We start from the raw sequence: 20,489 nt of genomic DNA on the forward strand, positions 1-20,489 counted from the left end.
TTCTTTTATATAACTAACTACAAAAAAGCTGCATTCAAAGATTGGTTACCTCCCTTTGAACGCAGCTTCTTTTATCTTAATTTTATTTACCTGTCCGAGCCCATATCACAATTGGAATAAGCATGAAAGCTAAAACTCCTCCAGCTAATGACAATGCCGCATAACTTGAATTCGCTACTACCATACCTGACATGGCTCCGCCTGAAGCTCCAGCTAGCGCAATAAATACATCTATTTTCCCTTGTGTTTTTGCACGTGTGGAAGGTATAGTTGCATCAACAATTTGAGCAGTACCACTTATTAAACCGAGGTTCCATCCTAATCCAAGTAAAGACAAAGCAACGATTAAAAGTATTAAAGAGTCGCTCGGCGCTAACGCAGCTATGACACCTGCTGCCAGTAAAATTACTCCACCAGCTATACTCATCGTAGTTCTTCCAATTTTATCAATTAGCATTCCCGTAACGAGAGATGGAAGATACATTGCACCAACATGAAAACCAATCACAAGCCCTACTTCACTTAATTCATGACCGTGGTGTCCCATATGAACGGGTGTCATCGTCATAATTGCAACCATCACGACTTGTGTAAGTATCATTACGATGGCTCCAACAGTAATACCTCGTTTGTTTTCTGTCGCTTCTTCTGTTACTGCTTGCCCTTTATATGTATGTTCTTGTTTATATGTTTCTATTATATTTGCAATAAGTAACGGATCTGGACGAAGCATAACAAAAAGGACAAGACCTGCCAGTATAAATGCAGCTGCTGATAATATGAATGGACCAGCAAGTTCAGGAATTCCAATTGAATGAGCAAACCTTCCCATTACTCCTACTAAATTCGGACCTGCGACTGCACCAAAAGTCGTCATTACCATAGTAATACTAATAGCAGTTGCTCTTTGCTTCTTATTCGCTAAATCTGTTCCAGCATAACGCGCTTGTAAATTCGTAGCTGTGCCCGCGCCATATATAAGTAAAGAAACTAGTAAAAGAATAATACTATTTGTTAAAGCTGCCACTACAACTCCAATAGCCCCTAGTCCACCTACTATAAAACCTCCTGCAAGCCCTATGCGGCGACCATGTTTTTGCGATAACTTCCCAACAAAGAAAGCTGCTACCGCAGATCCCATTGTAAACATAGCTGCCGGCAATCCTGCATATGCATCTGTCCCAAGCATTTGCTGCGCAAGAAGTGCACCTACTGTAATGCCAGCAGCTAACCCTGCTCCGCCGAACATTTGTGAAATACTTACGATTAGTAATGTTCTTTTGTATAATTTTTGTTGTTCTTCTTCTGTATATATATGATTACTTATTGAAGCATCTGCTGTATCTATCATTTTCTCACCCTTTCTATAAAACTAATACCTCTTGTTAATGTACTATAGAACAACAAAATCCCCAAATTTAAAATACTAAAATTTATTTATACATGTAAAGAACCCCACGGTTTATGTTTTCCCATTACCGAGGGGTTCCCAAACTTACAGGGTAACTCTACTTTATATTTCATATGTAAACTCTGTACTATTTTACAACTGCATCTTCATTAGTTGCAAAACCCTCTGTCTTTCCCTCTTTTATTTCATAATAATACGAAGGTAATTCTATATTATGTTCTAAGAGATAATCCTCAATTAATGAAATAATCACTTTCAACGTTTTCAATCGAGCATATAATTTATCGTTACTCGCGATAATTTGCCATTTCGCATTTGGCTTATTTGTTTTTTCAAACATGTCTTCCATTGCTTCAACATACTCATCCCATTTTTCACGGTTGCGCCAATCTTCGTCTGTAATTTTCCATTTTTTCAAAGGGTTGTTCTCTCTATCTTTAAACCTCTTTAATTGTTCATCTTTACTAATATGATAGAAGAACTTTCCGACTATATAATGATCATCTGTTAATAGTTTTTCAAAATCATTAATCTCATCATATGCTCTCGTCCACTCTTCCTTTGTAGCAAAACCTTCAACACGCTCAACTAACACACGACCGTACCATGAGCGATCAAAAATAGTAATTTGCCCGTACTGAGGTAATTTCCGCCAGAAACGTTGCAAGTAATGGTACCGTTTTTCATGAGGTGCTGGTGCTCCAATTGGATTTACTTGGAACCCACGTGGATCAAGGTGTTCTGTCACTCGCTTAATCGCTCCGCCTTTTCCAGCCGCATCCCAGCCTTCCATAACGAGCATCACTGCGATTTTTTCTTCTTTTACTATTTGCTGTAATGCTAATAAGCGCCTTTGATATTTTTCAAGTTTCTTATTGTACTTAGATTTCGATTCAATTCTTTTCGTTACATCTACTTTAGCAAGATGTCCATTTTCCATAAAACAAATCCCCCTTGTTGTATGACAATGTTATTTTAACATATTTTTGGGAATTTTTTCATAATCATATTCCTTTTGACTTATACTTCAAATCGAAAACCGAAATGATAAATCACATCCGTAAATACTTTATAGTACATCATTAACGAATGTATATTCCCCTTAAATCCAAAATAAAAACAACCATCATCTTCTACATAAACAAGATGATGGTTGTGTGAATTGAATAAAAAAGCTCTACACATGTTAACTATTCTCGATAAATATTTTCTAAGATTATATATTCATTGACTTTTCCTCACATCGATTCAACGCTACATAACAAGCTCCATATACACCAGCATCATTATGTAATGATGCTAAAACGATTTTCACCTTATTTTGATAGATGTCCATTATTTTGTCATAGAACCTTTCTTGAATTTGTTTCAAAAATGGTTCACCTTGCTCTGTAATACCTCCCCCAATAATAATTAATTCGGGGTTAAATATATAAGTAATATTTACTAAACCAGCAACAACATACTGTAGAAACTGTTCATATACATTTTTCGCCAACCGCTCTCCTCTGTACATACGTTCTATAATTTCTTCACCTGTGATTGTGCCTATCTCTAGCCCTTGAATTTTGGATGCTTCTTTATACTGACGAATCAATGCCGAAGTCGATGCATATCTCTCATAACATCCCTCTCCGCCACAACTACATTTTTCTCCATTATGAACAATTATCATATGACCAAGCTCTCCTGCTAGCCCTTTCACTCCCTGAAGCATTTTGCCATTTGTAATGATTCCACTACCAATCCCGGTTCCAAATATGTTCTTTCCCCCTCCCTGCTCCTTTCCACATTTCACCGAGGCAAGCTGAACGAACATCATTTTCAACTATCGCCACATACCCTGTCTCACTATAAATGTAATCTGCTATTTTTGTACCGCTATATCCCGAAATATTGGCAGAATACAGAACTTCCCCTTTGATATTATCGATAATCCCACACGATGATACACCTACAGAATGAATTTTATAGCTCTTTTCAAACTCATATAATACTTCACAAATACGATACAAAATTTCTTTCTTTTGATTTTGTACTGGTGTTGTTATTTTCCCTTGTTCATGTACTATTCCTTGTTCATCAATCATTGCATATTTTATAAAAGTTCCTCCAATATCAAAACAAGCAACGTACTTCCCCATATTTCTCCCCTTCCTACTTTTAGACAATTATAATTTCATTATAGAAATTCTCTACATTTTTAAGCTGTATGTAACCTGTTATTTCCTCAGCTGCGTTAGCCATTCCACACGCCACTGAAAAACGAAGTGCATCCTTTATCCCATACCCCTTTGCGAGTGCTAACGTTATTCCTGCAACCATTGCGTCACCTGAGCCAACAGCATTAATAGTTTTTATTTCTGAAATAATTGCCCTTATGCTTCCATCTTTCGTAATAAGTATCGCTCCTTCTCTTCCAAGTGATAACAAAACATACTGCACGCCCCTCTCGCAGATTTTAGTTGCTTCCGCAATCATTTCTTCCTGTGACACACGTTTTTTTTGAAGCAACTGGCAAATTTCTTGCCTGTTTGGTTTAATTAAAAATGGTTTTCCTTGTATGCCATGCAATAATGGTTCTCCACTTGTATCTAATATGAATTTTTTACCATTTCCAGCTGCCTTTTGTGCCAACTGCTGATAAAATGAATTTGGAATACCCTTGGGTAAACTTCCCGATGCAACAATAAACTCAAAATCTTTTACTATCCTTTCATATTTTTTTATAAAAAGAGCTATTTCATCCTCTGAAATAGCTGGTCCTGCTTCTAATACTTCAGTAGCTGACGCAGATTTTTTTGTGATTAACGCTATACAATTGCGAGTTTCTTCTTTAACGGAAACAAACTCATCAATAATTGATAAATCTTTCAAGTTTTTTCTTATGAACTCACCATTACTACCACCAAGTAACCCAGCTCCAGTTACTTCTTCTCCTAGCAAACGAAGTACTCTCGATACATTAATGCCTTTTCCACCCGCAGTTTTTTCATAGTCTTTCGTGCGATGTACTTTGTTTAGTTTTAATTCTCCTAATTCATATCGCATATCAACAGATGGATTCAATGTAATTGTCGCAATCATAAGAATATCTCCTTACACACGATTTAAACTTTTGCACATCTTTATTTTATCTGCAACAACCCGTTTCATCGCCATAATTGCATCTGAAAAATATTTACGCGGATCATTTTCTTCTGGATGAGAAAATAAATAATGACGTAATGCTGTTCCGAATGCAATTTTTAACTCTGTTGCGATATTCACTTTACAAATTCCTAAACGAATCGTTTCTTGCACTAAACTGTCCGATAATCCAGATGCACCATGTAATACAAGGGGAATATCAACTTGCTTTCTAATACTTGTTAATCTTTGTAAATCTAATTTTGGTTTCCCTTTATATAGTCCATGTGCCGTTCCAATTGCAACTGCCAATGAGTCAATATTTGTACGTTCTACAAACTCTTTCGCTTGGTAAGGATCTGTATAAATTGAGTTTTCCACTACTATATCTTCTTCTATTCCTGATAATTGCCCTAACTCAGCCTCTACTGTTACTCCATTTTGTTTTGCATACGCCGAAACTTCCTGAACAATCTGAATATTTTTTTCGAATGGATGATGTGATGCATCAATCATAACAGAGCTAACTCCTAAATCGATACAATTTTTAATATCACTTATATCTTCATGATGATCCAAATGTAGACTAATTGGTATATCATATCGCTTTCTCGCTGCTTCAATCATATGCAAAAGATATTCTTTTCCCATATATTTTATCGTGCCTGGTGTAGCAGCTATAATAACAGGTGACCTAAGCTCTACTGCTGATTCAATTACCGCTTTTAAAGTTTCTAAATTATGAATATTAAAAGCTGGTACTGCATAGCCCTGTTCTTGTGCATTTCTCAGTATAAATTGATTTGAAACAAGCATACTCTCAAATCCTTTCTTTTTTCTTTTTATATTTCATTTCTCCACCAACAACTGTTCCTATAAGATTTAAATCCTCTGTTAATATAAGAAAATCAGCTCTTTTCCCTGGTGCTATACTTCCAATTTCATTATCTACTCCAATACTTTTAGCAGGAATTAACGAGCCCATATGAACACATTCCCATAACGATGCATTTGTCCATTTCTCCATATTCTTCACACCATCAATAAATCGAAGTGTACTTCCTGCTAAAGAACCTGCCTCTGTTCGGGCAATGCCGTCTTGCACTTGGACAACAAATTCTCCTAAATTATATGTGCCATCCCCTAATAAGCCCGCTCGCATACAGTCACTAACTAAACATGTTTTGTCGTATCCTTTACATTTATATAAAATATTCACTACACTTGGATGTACATGATGTCCATCTGTAATGATTTCACTATACGCGTGCTCGGTTGAAAGTGCCGCTCCAACAACGCCAGGTTCACGGTGATGTAATCCTTTCATTCCATTAAACGTATGCACAAAAATCGTCGCTCCTGCTTGAATCGCACTCTGGCATATCTCATAGTTTGCATTCGTATGCCCAATTGCTACACGGACATTCTTTTTCACAGCATGACGTATACAAGCAATAGCATCTCTTCTCTCTGGTGCCATTGCAATTTTTTTAATTGTCCCTTCTGATGCAGCAATCCATTCCTCTAACATTTCAACGGTTGGATCAATAAAATATTTAGGGTTTTGTGCACCTTTATAGACCTCCGTAAAACAAGGTCCCTCAAGAAAAGATCCAATAATACTTGCCCCTTTCACTCCTCTTTTTTTTGCATGAGCTATATTTTTCAAAGCTCCCATTATATTTTCCGAAGAATCAGTTAATGTTGTAGGCAAAAAGCTCGTAACACCATTTTCCAATAACTTAATAGAGATATTGTTTAACGATTCATATGTGCTATCCATGACATCATGTCCCGCTACACCATGAATATGTGTATCAACAAATCCTGGAGAAATAATTCTACCTTCAAAATCCATTACTAACGCTCCGTCTACTATTTCTTCAACATGTTTTAGAAAGTATCCATTTACAATATGTAAATATCCACTTTCACGAACACCATCTTCTAGTAGATATATAGCTGCTTTGACGTAGTAGTTCATAAATTACTATTCCTTTCCTTTATAAGGATGTACTGTTACCCCTTGAACGATACGATTTACACTTCCACTTGGACAAGGGTTATCTGGAGTAATCCCTAATGCAATTGATTTATATAATGCTAAAATTTGTCCGTATAATATATAAATAAACGTAATATACATGTCATCTTTTAGATTTCGTCCTTCATTGCATAAAAACGTATTACAATGTCTCCTTGCTTCTTGATTATCTTGATGTGCTATAACAATAATCTCGCTCCTTTCTTTCTCTTGAAAAATCTCTTTTAATAAATCAAGATCATATTTTTTCGTATACTCATCATTAGATAAAAATAATACAACAACTGTATCCTTATCTAAAATTGATTTCGGTCCGTGCCTAAACCCAAGGGGGGTGTCAAACATAACTGGGATACGACCAGCAGTTAACTCTAGAAATTTTAAAGCAGCCTCTCGAGAAAGCCCTTCAAATACGCCTGATCCTAAAAATACAATTTTACGAAATTCCTTTTCTGCAATTCGTTGAATTTCCCGTTCTTGTTTTTTGATAACATCTTTTCCTATTCTTACAATATCCATAATGCTAGATTCTAAAAGATGGGGATGATTATAGTTACATAACATAAGTGCAGTTAACATCATAGAGGTAAAACTTCCTGTCATCGCGAACCCTTGATCATTTGCCTTCTGTGGCATATACATAACAAAAGCGTTCTCCTTATGTTGAAACTGCTTCGCTAAATTTCCTTCTTCATTACATGTTAAAATAATATGATAAACTGAATGAATAATTTGTTCTCCTAATTGCACTGCCGCTACACTTTCTGGACTATTTCCAGAGCGAGCAAAAGATACTAAAATTGTTGGGATGTCTGGCTGAAGATAGTAATAAGGACTTGAGACTATATTTGTTGTTGGAATACTTTCAATATGCATTTTCTTTAAATCTGTTATTCTTTTTATATATGGAACAATTGTGTCTCCAACAAAAGCGGATGTCCCTGCACCAGTGAAAATAACTCTCACTCGTTCATGCTTTCTTGAAATACTTGAAAAGAAACCTATAATTTCATGATGCTTGCTTTGAAAATTCAAATATACTTGCTCCCAAAGATCTGGCTGTTGTGCAATCTCTTTCGCTGTAAAACATGCTCCATATATTTCTCTTATTTCATCATTTGCATGTAATAACATTTGAGAACCCCCTTAATATTAGTTCATATCTTATCACGTCATCATTACCAGTTGAATTACAATAAGTATAACCATACTTATTGTAATTCAACTGTGTAAGTAAATTTATCTCCTCTTGCAATGGTCTGTGTGTATTCGATTATATTTTCTTTCGCATATGCAATCCGTTCTAGAGATAAAGATGGTTCATTCTTTTCAACTTGTAGCCATGTTGCATGCTCTTTTTCTGCTGCAATCGCTTTGAAACTTTCCACCGCGCGCGTGATATGGACTTGATATTTTGTACGAAAAATCTCGTACATTGGTGTTTCTTCTAATTCTTTCTTCGTTAAATATGGAAAGAACTTTACAGGAATATAAGATGTTTCAAATAGCATCGGTTCTTTATCAGCTAACCTTAGTCTTGTAATTTGATATACCTCTTCTTCATGATTAAGATTCATAATTTTCGATATTTTTTTATCGCAATGAATTATGGAAAATGATACGACTGTTGATGATGGAACCTTTCCAAATTTTTTCATTTCTTCTGTGAAACTATAAAAACGAACCAGGCTTTGATTAAATACACGAGGTGAGACAAAACTCCCTTTACCATGTTTTTTATAAATATATCCTTCTTTTTCCAGTTCTTGCATTGTCTGTCTTACTGTCGTTCTACTTACATCATGAATCTCACATAGCTCGCGTTCTGATGGAAGCTTATCATGTTCTTGTAAATTCCCAGTTTCAATTTGTTCCACAATAATATCCATTAATTGGTAGTATAATGGTGTTCGATTATCTTTTGCAATCATGTTTTACTCCCTCATCTATAAAGTTGTTATAACCAGTTTATGGCTATTATATCGAATGAAAATAGGAATTACCATCACTTTCTCACATAGAAAGATAAGCTTATTCCAACTGTTAAAATTTACTTTAATCGTACATTTAATTTGTTCCTTTATATGCGCTCTTCTTATTTTGCTGGATTCATCGATTCTTGTAAGTCTGTCACATATTGCTTAAGATTTACTGTTTCACCCGTTATTCTTGATCTTTCAGCCGCAAAGGCAATCAAATGACTATTTGCCGAAATCATTGCAGACGTTAAACTTTCTGTTTTATTGTTTTTTACCTTTTCGATAAAATCAGTCATAATTGCATTATCTGCTCCCATATGTCCACCTTCTATTGTTTCTGGGTAAATCGTTTCAACCTCACCTGAAAAATATTTGACCTTCAATTCATTTAATACATCATGACCATGAATTTCACCATGTGTTCCCATAATTTTAAACGTACGGCAACACTCTTTCGTAAACGCAGACATTGTAAAAGCAACTGTTACATCATTATCAAATAGCAAATTTACTACTTGATGATCTACAACATCATTGTCACAATGGTACACACAACGCCCATAAGGTCCTTTTTTTAATGCCTCCAGTCTATTTTCAATGCTTGTATCAATAGAAACTACATTCGCTGGCCATTCATCTCTCTCGTGTAAATACCATTTTAAAGCAGAATATTGGCAGTTTTCTTCAACTTCACAACCATCTGTACAACGTAGCGTCGAACCCTTAGGTGCATGTTCGGATTTAAAATGAGTCAAACTTCCAAAAGATGAAATCTTTTCACACTCTGCACCCACAAGCCATTGTAGCACATCCATATCATGACAACATTTTTGCAAAATCATTGAACTTGATTCAGATTTATTACGCCAATTCCCTCTTACAAAACTATGCGCTTGATGCCAATGACCAACATTTTCATTCCATTGAATTGAAACGATGTCCCCTATCTTCTTTTGATCAACAATTTCTTTTAAAGTCCTATAAAATGGTGCATACCTTAATACGTGACATACTGTTAATAATGCGTTATATCTCGTGGCAGCCTCTGCAATTTCCAATGTCTCTGTAGGGCTTGGTGACATTGGTTTTTCTAATAAAATTTTGTATCCCTTCTCAATCGCTTGCATAACAGGTTTATAATGAAACCGGTCGGGCGAACAAATAAGCAATACATCACAAAGCTTTTCTTTCGCTAATAACTCTTCCCATGTTTCAAATTGCATATCTTCCGAAACGCTATGCATTTCAGAGAATTTCCGTCTTTTTGCATTATCCAATTCTGCAACCGCAACAAAAGTTATCTCTGTTGGATGTTCTAACGCGTAAGAAGCATAAGCGTACATTCCACGACTTCCTGCCCCAATTAATGCCGCTGTAATCATTCATATCCTCTCCTATTCTATTATTCTTATTTTCCACCTGTAATTGTAATTCCTTCAATAAATTGTTTTTGTAAAAAAACAAACAATAACAACATTGGTAAAATCGCTAAAAATGATCCCGCCATTAGTACCGGATAGTTTGTTGCATATTGCCCTTGTAGTGAAGATAAACCAACTGACAATGTCATCATATCTGGTGAATTATTTACAATCATCGGCCACATCAATTCATTCCAAGACCAGAGTGTTGTAAATATACCAAGCGCAATTAAACCTGGTTTCGCAAGAGGCAGCATAACATACCAATAAATTTTGAAGTGATTGCAACCATCTAATCTTGCTGCTTCTTCTAGTTCCTTTGGAACGCCCATAAAAAACTGACGTAATAAAAAGGTACCAAATGCACTAAATAACCCAGGTACAATTACCGCTTGTAATGTATTCAACCAATCCAGTTTTACCATAATTAAATATTGTGGAAGCAAAAACACTTGAGCCGGAACCATTAGGACGGAAAGAGTTAGTAAAAACAGTACATTTCTACCTGGAAATTGTATTCTAGCAAAAGCATAAGCTGCTAATGAGCATAAAAACAACTGCCCGACCGTTCTAGCTATTGTAACAATTACAGTATTCATCATAAATTTAAAAAATGGTAATAAGTTGAATATTTCCGTATAATTACTCCACATAAATTGAGATGGGATAATAACTGGTGAAACTTGAACAGATTCTGTATAAGTTTTTAGAGACGTTAATATCATCCAAATAAAAGGACCAATAGTTAATAAGGCACCTATGATAAGTATTGCATGAATCATAATTGTATTTTTATTGACTGCACCTACTCTTTTATTCATCATAATGCACCCACTTTTTCTGTAATATCATTTGAATCGCTGTAATGATTAATATAATAATTAATAATACAACTGCTATGGCTGCCGAATATCCTTTCTCATTTAAAATAAAGGCATTTTGATAAAATAAATAAACAATAGATTGTGTATTTTCAATTACATTACTTGTTCTACCAATCATCATAAAGATGAGATCGAATACTTGAAATGCTCCAATTAAAGACATAATCGTTACGAAGAAAATAACTGGCGATAAAAGTGGCAATGTAATCTTAAAGAAAATTGTAATTGGCCGGGCTCCATCCATAATTGCCGCTTCATAGTATGTTTTAGGGATGTTTTGGAGACCAGATAGAAAAATAACCATGTTATATCCTATCCCCCCCCAAATCGCAACTATAATAATTGAATATAATGCAATGTTAGGGTTGGTAAGCCAATTAGGACCATCAATTCCAAACCATGATAACATGTAATTGAGTAACCCATAGTCAGAATTATAGATCCATTTCCATACCATAGCGATTGCAGCAGGCATTGTAATAACAGGTAAAAAATATAATGTTCTATAAAGGGATTTCCCTTTAATGTTTTGATTTAATAGCACCGCTAATATGATGGATAAAAATATACCGATTGGAACAGTAAGCACGATATAAATAAATGTATTTTGAAAAGCCTTTCCTAAATCTTTATCAGTAAACATCTTTTTATAGTTTTCTAGTCCAATCCATTCATAGCTACCAAACGCATCCCACGCTGTAAAACTAAAATAAATATTTTGCACAATTGGCCACATATAAAAAATGAATAACCCTAACATAGTTGGGGCAATCATGACATATGCCCATATATAATCTAATTTCTTTTTCTTTTTATATTTTTTTTGTATATGTGTATTTTTTTGCTCCACTACCTTTATTGATAGATCCTCCATCTCTTCACTCCTCCCATAATTTTTGATTTAAAGCAAGGAGAGGATCCCTCTCCTTATTTTTTAGAAAGAACTTCATTTGCTTTCTCTGTTAATTCTTTTGTTGCTTCTTCAACATTCAATTCTCCTCCCCATACCCTTTTTAATACTTTTGTTTCTTGCTCCCATAAAGCTCCTGTATTTTTCACACTCGGTAATGGGTAAGAATATTCAAGACCAGTGATATACGCTTGTAAATTCAAGTTTGGAACGGATTTAACCCACGCTTCTTGTGTTCCATTAAAAGCAGGAATGACTGTTCCAGTTTCTGCAAACACATCTGCTGCCTCTTTAGAACCTAAATATTTCACAAATTCCCAAGCTGCATCCGGATATTTTGTTTTCGCTGAGATGACATTTGCTAGACCATGAATCATAACAGCTCTTTCTTTTCCTTTTGGCATAACAGCAATATTTAAATCAGGATTTTTCTTATATTCTGGTACCATCCAAGGCCCGTCAAAAATCATCGCTACTTTACCTGATAAAAACAAATCAGATGCTGTTGTCTCTGTCATTTGAGCAAATGTTGGTGATAATCCTTCTTTAATAAAACTAATGTTATAATTAAATGCTTCAATTGCTTGTGGTTTATTAAATCCTACTGTTTTTTTATCTTTAGAAAGAACATACCCTTTATTTTGATAAATGAGATCATAATAACCACCTTGATTTCCCATTGCTGCTGCAAATCCCCAAACACCTTTTTCCTTTTTCGTCAATTGCTTTGCAGCTTCTTTCATTTTCTCCCAATCCCATGAATCATCTGGATATGCTACTCCAGCTTCATCAAATAATTTTTTGTTATACCAAAGTGCCGTTGTATCAAAATCTTTTGGAATACCGTAAGTTTTATTATCTACTGTATATAAATCAACTAAAGATTTTGGGTAATTTTCCAATTTATAATTATCTTTTTTCGCTTTATCATCCAAAGGCATCAATACTTTTCCCGAAGCGTATTTCACGGCATTTGGTCCATTCATCCAAAATACATCCGGCAATGCATTTCCTGTTGCTGCCGTTTCAAGCTTCTGAAAGTACTGTCCGTACGCTGTTAATTCTATTTTCACTTTAATATTCGGATGTTTTTCATTAAACTGTTGAACCACTTTCTCCACTGCTGGTAGTTGTTTCTTATCCCAAAGTGCATACCGTAATTCTATTTTTTCATCTTTAGATGACGTGTTAACTTTTTCGCCACTGTTAGAACATCCTACTATTGCCAATAGCAATGTTGACAAAAAGAAAATAAACCACTTTTTCATCCCTTTTCCTCCTCTAGAAACAATCATCTATATAACAAAATCTTTACTTATGTTTCTTGTAACTCACTGACAACAAATTAAACTAATATAATCAACTTTACAAAAGATTTGGAGCACCTTGTAAATAAAGCGTTCACAAACGAATTTTATTCATTTATAAAAACAATGCTCTTCTCTCCCTTCCTATCAATTTTAGTAGACTTATGTCATTACCAGTTGAAGGAATAAACTATCATTGATATATTATTTATACATATACCAATTCGATCACGACATGATGTTGTCATTACCAGTTGTTATGAAGTATAACACTATCACTTTTTCCTCCGCAATATATTTTCTGAATTTTTTAAATTTTTAACGCAAACTATGTCAATCCATTATCCCTATAGCATTTGTTATTAATAAATAATATAAAGATAAGGAGTGTTCATATGATTCAACAATTAAAAAGATATTACGATAAAGATATAAAAATTAATGAGGCCATACTTTCTGAAGATTACAGTTGGTTTTTGATTGATGGGAATAGAGTAGGAATTCGTAAATCTCGCTTACATAAACAAGAGTGTCAATTACTTTCATCCCTCTTAACTCCCCTCCATACTGACACATGCTATGAAACAGAAATAGAAAAGTATTGGTACGAAGCATTATATCAGAGTAAAGATATTCAAATAACATCTGTACGCTTTTTACATTTCTTCACAACGCATCCTATAACGGAACGAGAAGAATTTCATAATGCTTTACATTCAATACTTGGTTTTGATAATCCTACAATATGGGAAACTTCACAAACTGGAGTCCTCATCTTAACAGAAAATATATCTGAATATAGATTGCAAACAGCCCTTGATACGCTGGAAACAGATTTTTTTATATCCTTATCCTTTTTTGTCGGCAGACACTACACCCATACCAATCAAATTTCTCACTTGTATCAATGGGAACGAAATTTATTTTCTTATCTTTCTCCCTATCTATCAAAGAAAATTACATACATTGAACAACTCCTTCCTTATCAATTAATGACCTTATTACCAAAAGAAAAGAGGGAAAAATATACAAATCATTTATTAGCACATGTTTTCAATGATAAAGAGCTAATAGAGAGTATTAAAGTATTCTTCCAATGTAATTTAAATGTATCACTTGCGGCCAAACAATTATATTTACACCGAAATACTTTACAGTATCGAATTGACAAATTCATTGAAAAAACAGGATTGAATATAAAAACATTTGAAGGTGCTGTGGCTGTCTATTTGGCTTTTCTTTCTTTGAACATCTCGTAATTTTGCATAAAAAAATTAATATTTTTTGTGCAACTTGCCAATTCACCTTACAATCGATAAATCTTATAATTTAGTTAATTATAAAAATAGGGGTGATGTATAATGGCCGAACTCGTATTAGATCATATTTTCAAATTATATGATAATAAAACAACTGCTGTTTCTGATTTCAATTTACATATTCAAGATAAAGAATTTATTGTATTTGTCGGTCCTTCTGGTTGTGGAAAATCAACTACTCTACGTATGATTGCAGGTTTAGAAGATATTTCTAATGGCTCATTTTATATTGATGGTAAACTTATGAATGATGTCGCTCCAAAAGATCGTGACATTGCAATGGTATTTCAAAATTATGCACTATACCCACATATGTCTGTTTACGATAATATGGCGTTTGGTTTAAAATTACGAAAACTACCAAAAGATGAAATTAATCATCGCGTAACTGAGGCGGCAAAAATATTAGGTCTTGAAGATTATTTAAAGCGAAAACCAAAAGCATTATCGGGTGGGCAGCGACAGCGTGTTGCATTAGGAAGAGCTATCGTTCGTGACGCAAAAGTATTCTTAATGGACGAGCCTCTATCCAATTTAGATGCTAAATTACGTGTAAGTATGCGTTCAGAAATTTCTAAGCTTCATCGCCGTTTAAACACAACTACTATATATGTAACACATGACCAAACGGAAGCAATGACAATGGCATCACGCCTTGTTGTGATGAAAGATGGTATCATCCAACAAGTTGGTACACCAAAAGAAGTCTATGATACTCCTGAGAATGTTTTTGTTGGCGGATTCATTGGTTCTCCGGCCATGAATTTTTTTACTGGAACATTAAAAGATAACTATTTTCATATAGAAAACATTCGTTTTAAAGTACCAGAAGGACAATTACAAAAATTGCAGAAAAAGGGATACAACCAAAAAACACTTATACTCGGTATTCGTCCAGAAGACATTCACGATGAACCAATTGTCCTTCAATCTTCTCCTGATTCAACTGTCGAAATTAATATTGAAGTTGCTGAATTATTAGGTGCTGAGACTATGATACATGGAAAACTTGAAAATCAAAGTTTTGTCGCACGAATTAATGCTCGATCAGAACTGAAAGCTGGCGATAAGCTTTCAGTAGCCTTTAGTTTAACAAAAGCACATTTTTTTGATAGTGATACAGAAGTACGTATACGTAACAATTAAACAAGCTTAATTGGTTATCCTAAAGTCAGACGTACGAAAAAAGCTGTGTAGTATGGCCTCTACACAGCTTTTTCCTCTAATCCCCTAAATATATTGAATATACTATTTAACGTTCTAATGAGGGCATTCTGCTCTCAAACATTTTGATGTCACTCATTTTATTCGCAGGGCTAAGGAGTGATTGTCCGTGTACTTAAAAACAAATGAACGCGATTAGTATCACATAACATTACGATACTAACCATGTCAAGCTCGTTACATATCCCTTCAACCAATACTTTGAAACACTCTTCTATAATCATTTATTTCGGAAAAATCAAACAAAAAATCTGAAGAAACTACCTATACTTTGGATACTTAAATTACCACGAACCTTACGATTTTTAGTAGCATTCCGGATCCAGCTCCCCTTTCATTCTATGCCTAAAGGCGATCGGCTTTCTTGTTGGGGAAAAGCTGTACTAACACTAAGTATAAGCGTAACAACTGAGATAATGACTCCTAATCCGATATTCACAAAACAAACTCTTACATTATATGGTATACCCTTTCCCAAAAAGAAAATAATAATAAATAAATCCGTTACAGAATGGGAGCCCTCTAAAAATGAAACGAAAAATATTTTCTCTCTTTGCACTAATCTGTTTAGCACTACCAATACAAGCTAGTGCATACACATTTCAATCACTACCAATTGAATCAAAGTCAAAACAGTGGTATATCCAAATTGATAAATCTTATAACGCAAACAAGCAAGTAGTGCAGCCAAAACAGGGTGTGTATGATACATATCGTTTACTCGTTAAAAACATTGGGAGTGATGTATCCAATGTATCTGTAGAAATACTTGATAACAGTCCTACCTCTAAAGCTACTGTTAAACCTACGACACCTAATATAAACGTTTCTAAAAGTCAGACAGGCTCTGACTACATGGTATTCCCTTTAGACTTTAACAGCCATAATTTCAAAGTCGTCATTACTTGGGAAGAAAAAAATTTCTCGTATAATGGCCATCCGGTAAATGAGAGTGAAAAAATGAAACAAACATTTGTGTTTAATGAAGAGTAAGCCCTAATTTGATTAGGGCTTACTCTTGCTTTTTAAAACCAGCTTGTATCGCTTCTGTCACTTCTTTTGTGATTTCCATTTTTGTTGCTACCGTACTAATTTTCTTGTCCCAAATATATACGGTAGGCTTTTCGTTACAAAGATGCTTTATTAATACTAGTTGATTATATGTTAGCTTATTTCCTCTATGGGTAGCGATATAGACTGTGAAATTTTTTGCTTCAAATACCTTTTCTCCTAAAATATATTTACATCCCAACTCATCTACTAGTAAATCATGTAGGTTTTCTATATTCATATACCATATCCCCTTTTAGCTTACATAATCAATCGAACCGACGAATACTTGGTACAGACAATGCTATTCCAATTGTTACAAGTACTAAAATAGCTAGTGCTATAATCGTTATTTCGCCACCTATGACAGTAGCTAACCAGCCTACAACCACATAACCTAGTGGCAATAAAGCAAATGAACCTAACATATCAAGGCTTGCCACCCTTCCAAATGCTTCTTCTGGCACAAGCTCTTGTAAACTTGTTTCCCAAATGAGTCCAAATATCATCATACCGAACCCTTCAATTGCCATTAATCCAATTAGTGCAGGTGCCCAAGCAATAAACGGCATTATTAAAAGCGCACAACCACTTATTAAAACACCACCATAGGCAAGTAATCCCCGCTTATGCCACCGTTCCCTCCCACCAAATATTAGCGCGGCAATTACAGCTCCAACACCAGAAGATGCCATTCCTAATCCATACACGTATGCTTCAAAATGATGATGAACATTAAATAACCATGGAATTAATACGACGATAATGCCGGCATAACAAATATTTATGAAAGAAAAAACTAAAATTGTAACCCACAGCCACGGATGACTTTTTAAAACGAAAACACCTTCCATAAAATCTTGTTTGTAATCGATTTTTCTCTTTTCAATAGGTTTTACTTTTTTAAACTTTATCTCTCTTAAAAATAATAAACAAAAAAATGATAACAAATACGTTACTGCATCTAATCCAAACCCTATCCCAGCAGATGCAACTGAAACGATCAATCCTCCAAGAGCCGGTCCAATTAATCGAATACCTTGATTACTCATTTGTGTTAATGCATTAGCTGCGTTTCGAATTTCTGGTACAAATACTTTTGCTCTTACAGCTGAATACGCTGGCTGAAATATGCCTTCCATAAGCCCATATAATGCCACTAGTACGTATAGAAATGGAATTGTTAAAACATCCATAAATATAAGTGTTGCAAGTAATAGCATTAATATACAGCGGATTATGTCTGTAAATAACATTAATTTTATTCGGTCAATTCGATCTACAACTAAACCCGCAAACGGTAAAGCAAGAATATTTGGTAGCATGTACATTGCCATTGTCATCCCCATTACAACTGTTGAACCAGTCAATGAATAAACAACGACTGGCAAAATAACCATCGTTATAGAACTCCCTAAAATCGAAAGTAATTGCCCAATCCACAAAAACTTAAAATGTCGTGACGCTTTAACTGGCAACAATAATTTACCAACATACCCCAAAGCTTTTTCTCTTTGTACTTCCCCTTGCATTTCTCTCTCCTCTTTTCAAATGATTATAGACTTTATAATATTTTACTAAAAATTCCTAATATTCTTTTTCAATTATATAAGAAACCATTATGTTATGGTAAAATTATCAAAATAAATATAAAGGAGAATACATTATTATGCCTCAAAATTCTCATAACATCGAGCACCGCATCTATACAATGTGTATGATCCAGCGAAATAATGAAGTTTTACTTATAAAACGCCCCGATCATCGAGGTTTTCCTGGCTACATCGCTCCTGGCGGAAAAGTAGATTTCCCAGAAAGTATCGTTCAAGCTGCTAAACGAGAAGTACAAGAAGAAACTGGATTACTTGTTTCAAATTTAACTTTTAAAGGATTAGATGAATACGTAAATCCGAAAGAAAATGTTCGATATATGGTATTTAACTATTGGACAGATTCATTTGAAGGTGAACTCCTTTTGAATCCTCCTGAAGGCGAATTATTATGGGTGCCAATTGATACAGCATTAAATCTTCCTATGCAAGATTGGTTTAAAGAGAGATTCCCATTATTTTTTGAAATAGGTACGTTTGAAATTCAACGTGTTTGGGACCGAGACTTAGATAAACAAGTTGCTATGACAATTACGCATACGTAAAAAAAGCTTGGTATCTCTCCAAGCTTTTTTCACTTTCCTTCTCTTTTCTTAATCTCATAATCAATTTCTAAAAACTTAACTCCAAATATCCACATTCTATGGTTAGCTTCTAATATGTGATTCGTGTTCTCCTTTATAATAAAAGTCTCTGCTAACGGTAAACGAATTGTAAAGAAACGAGTATGTAAATAAATCCCCTCATCTCCTTTACCATTTCTTCTCAGCTTACTAGTAATGATTAAATCATTACTCTTATTACATAATTTTAAAACCCCCGTCATATTCGAATATGGTAAAGGTAATGCAATATTCATATATGTCTCGCTCTTATATGTGTGCTTTGAGTAAAGAGCTACAAAAATAGATTCTCCTGCTTCATTTTTTCTTAGCCAAGCCCTTACATTCTCCCTTCCATCTTTCTCATCTATTATCCCAACGATAGAGCCATGCATCGTTTCCCACTTACCGCTCATTCCTAAATGTATTTGTCCTACACGCTTACTCATTTTCTCATAGCAAAATGCAAGCGGGCGGAACCAACGATTCCATTTAATATGCGATTGTAACTCATACTCTTTTGTATTTTCATAAAATCGAATAATACTTAAAGGAATCTTCTTCGTGTCAAATACCTCACTATGAAAATCATTCATTTTATCAACTAAACCTTTGTATTCCTTGCTATCTAATAAATGTCTGTTATATAAAAACGCTTCACCAACTGTCGCATTTCCTCTTAACCTGCTCATTGGTTTCCCGTAATATTTATAATTCGGAGCATTCTTTTCAATCATCCAACCGACAAATGCTGGTAACGCTACTCCAATTCCATTGACAACACCGTGAATCCAAACCATTTGAGCAATTGTAATCGTCATTACATGTTTCAAATTCCCATACGAATATATAAGTGAAAACATAATTGTTACCATGAGTGTACTAGACGATATGATTAGGAGAATCTTTGCACTAATAGCATTAAATTTCGTACGCCAAACATAAATCCCATAACTATAAATAGCGCATACATATAGGAACACTGCAAAAAATTCAAATACTCTTGAGTACGTAATTCCGATTGCAACTGTCATAGGTGAAATGACGATGACAAACATAATAGCATCATATACTTTACTTCTCTTTTCTCTTTTCCTCCCAATTAAACCAGCTGATAACGGCAATAGAAATGCCGAATAATGAAAGTGTGCAGCTGTAAGCAAAACAATGTCGGAACTAAAGTGCATAATGGAAAGCTTTGCTACAGAAGCAAAAAACCAGAAACCACCTAAAAACAAATACATAAACGCACTATCGATAGCTGTCTCTTCTAACGGTTTCCATCCTCTTTCTAGCAATCTACTTATACCAAATAACGCAACAATTCCTGTATATACAAACCAAAGTAATGCAAAGAAATAATGATTTGTTACGAAAGCTAACATTGCACTAATTGCTGCAATTGGATATAACAGCAACACAAATTTATAAAAGAATACATACGATCCATTTCTTGTTTTCTTATCAATGATGCAAAATGACATCGGTATAAATAACAAAATAGATAATAAAATAATTGCTTCCACCGGGTTTATATTTGACCACTCACATATTAGAAAAATAATATAACAAGCAAACCTAACTATTATATTTTTCATA

The 20,489-nt window shown here is 34.5% G+C and carries 18 protein-coding genes and 1 pseudogene; 4 read left to right on the top strand and 15 right to left on the bottom strand.

Annotated features, from left to right (window positions below; genetic code table 11):
* Positions 1-82: 82 nt before the first annotated feature.
* From QEP67_RS18980 to QEP67_RS19035, 12 genes and pseudogenes are all read right to left on the bottom strand, one after another.
* Entirely contained in the window at positions 83-1,351 is a 1,269-nt protein-coding gene (locus QEP67_RS18980; RefSeq protein WP_000567338.1) for an MFS transporter, read from the bottom strand.
* A gap of 187 nt (positions 1,352-1,538) precedes the next feature.
* Entirely contained in the window at positions 1,539-2,351 is an 813-nt protein-coding gene (locus tag QEP67_RS18985) for a UDP-galactose-lipid carrier transferase (protein ID WP_000427329.1), read from the bottom strand.
* 276 nt (positions 2,352-2,627) lie between these two features.
* Positions 2,628-3,555: pseudogene (locus tag QEP67_RS18990) on the bottom strand (ROK family protein).
* 19 nt (positions 3,556-3,574) lie between these two features.
* Positions 3,575-4,498: a 1-phosphofructokinase gene (pfkB, locus tag QEP67_RS18995; RefSeq protein ID WP_000562123.1), complete on the bottom strand. Its 924-nt coding sequence runs from the start codon at positions 4,496-4,498 to the stop codon at positions 3,575-3,577.
* A gap of 12 nt (positions 4,499-4,510) precedes the next feature.
* Positions 4,511-5,356: a tagatose-bisphosphate aldolase subunit GatY gene (locus tag QEP67_RS19000; RefSeq protein ID WP_000961386.1), complete on the bottom strand. Its 846-nt coding sequence runs from the start codon at positions 5,354-5,356 to the stop codon at positions 4,511-4,513.
* Positions 5,357-5,360: 4 nt separating this feature from the next.
* Complete coding sequence (gene nagA / locus QEP67_RS19005) at positions 5,361-6,524, bottom strand: N-acetylglucosamine-6-phosphate deacetylase (protein ID WP_001110425.1); 1,164 nt, start codon at positions 6,522-6,524, stop codon at positions 5,361-5,363.
* A 6-nt stretch (positions 6,525-6,530) separates the two neighbouring features.
* Positions 6,531-7,718, bottom strand: a complete 1,188-nt coding sequence (locus QEP67_RS19010) for an SIS domain-containing protein (protein WP_000924259.1) — start codon at positions 7,716-7,718, stop codon at positions 6,531-6,533.
* Positions 7,719-7,795: 77 nt separating this feature from the next.
* Positions 7,796-8,515, bottom strand: coding sequence for a GntR family transcriptional regulator (locus tag QEP67_RS19015; RefSeq protein ID WP_000560687.1), 720 nt, complete (start codon positions 8,513-8,515; stop codon positions 7,796-7,798).
* Positions 8,516-8,679: 164 nt separating this feature from the next.
* Positions 8,680-9,945 (bottom strand): Gfo/Idh/MocA family oxidoreductase, encoded by a 1,266-nt coding sequence (locus tag QEP67_RS19020; protein ID WP_000626889.1) that lies wholly within the window; start codon positions 9,943-9,945, stop codon positions 8,680-8,682.
* 26 nt (positions 9,946-9,971) lie between these two features.
* Positions 9,972-10,805 (bottom strand): carbohydrate ABC transporter permease, encoded by an 834-nt coding sequence (locus QEP67_RS19025; protein WP_353706632.1) that lies wholly within the window; start codon positions 10,803-10,805, stop codon positions 9,972-9,974.
* Positions 10,798-11,742 (bottom strand): sugar ABC transporter permease, encoded by a 945-nt coding sequence (locus QEP67_RS19030; RefSeq protein ID WP_000389888.1) that lies wholly within the window; start codon positions 11,740-11,742, stop codon positions 10,798-10,800. The genes QEP67_RS19025 and QEP67_RS19030 overlap by 8 nt, the downstream gene beginning before the upstream one ends.
* A gap of 53 nt (positions 11,743-11,795) precedes the next feature.
* The gene (locus QEP67_RS19035) at positions 11,796-13,046 is read right to left on the bottom strand and encodes a sugar ABC transporter substrate-binding protein (RefSeq protein WP_353706375.1); all 1,251 of its coding nucleotides are present in this window, start codon (positions 13,044-13,046) and stop codon (positions 11,796-11,798) included.
* 434 nt (positions 13,047-13,480) lie between these two features.
* On the opposite strand from QEP67_RS19035, the gene QEP67_RS19040 reads away from it, so the two are divergent.
* The 3 genes from QEP67_RS19040 to QEP67_RS19050 all read left to right on the top strand — a co-directional run bounded on the left by QEP67_RS19040 (position 13,481) and on the right by QEP67_RS19050 (position 16,621).
* Positions 13,481-14,344: a helix-turn-helix domain-containing protein gene (locus QEP67_RS19040; protein WP_000615936.1), complete on the top strand. Its 864-nt coding sequence runs from the start codon at positions 13,481-13,483 to the stop codon at positions 14,342-14,344.
* Between the two features lie 102 nt (positions 14,345-14,446).
* Positions 14,447-15,550 (top strand): sn-glycerol-3-phosphate ABC transporter ATP-binding protein UgpC, encoded by a 1,104-nt coding sequence (ugpC, locus tag QEP67_RS19045; protein WP_000829431.1) that lies wholly within the window; start codon positions 14,447-14,449, stop codon positions 15,548-15,550.
* A gap of 606 nt (positions 15,551-16,156) precedes the next feature.
* Positions 16,157-16,621, top strand: coding sequence for a hypothetical protein (locus QEP67_RS19050; RefSeq protein WP_000823169.1), 465 nt, complete (start codon positions 16,157-16,159; stop codon positions 16,619-16,621).
* A gap of 19 nt (positions 16,622-16,640) precedes the next feature.
* Here QEP67_RS19050 and QEP67_RS19055 read toward each other — a convergent pair whose 3' ends face one another.
* Entirely contained in the window at positions 16,641-16,919 is a 279-nt protein-coding gene (locus tag QEP67_RS19055; RefSeq protein ID WP_001019603.1) for a hypothetical protein, read from the bottom strand.
* A gap of 28 nt (positions 16,920-16,947) precedes the next feature.
* The gene (locus QEP67_RS19060; protein WP_353706376.1) at positions 16,948-18,210 is read right to left on the bottom strand and encodes an MFS transporter; all 1,263 of its coding nucleotides are present in this window, start codon (positions 18,208-18,210) and stop codon (positions 16,948-16,950) included.
* A 137-nt stretch (positions 18,211-18,347) separates the two neighbouring features.
* Between QEP67_RS19060 and QEP67_RS19065 the strand changes: the two genes are divergently transcribed.
* The gene (locus QEP67_RS19065) at positions 18,348-18,833 is read left to right on the top strand and encodes an 8-oxo-dGTP diphosphatase (protein WP_001136061.1); all 486 of its coding nucleotides are present in this window, start codon (positions 18,348-18,350) and stop codon (positions 18,831-18,833) included.
* 29 nt (positions 18,834-18,862) lie between these two features.
* On the opposite strand, the gene QEP67_RS19070 is transcribed toward QEP67_RS19065, so the two are convergent.
* Entirely contained in the window at positions 18,863-20,488 is a 1,626-nt protein-coding gene (locus QEP67_RS19070) for a YndJ family protein (protein WP_064460298.1), read from the bottom strand.
* Between the last annotated feature and the right edge of the window lies 1 nt (position 20,489).

The organism is Bacillus cereus group sp. MS39, assembly GCF_040448665.1.
Lineage (GTDB): Bacteria > Bacillota > Bacilli > Bacillales > Bacillaceae_G > Bacillus_A > Bacillus_A wiedmannii.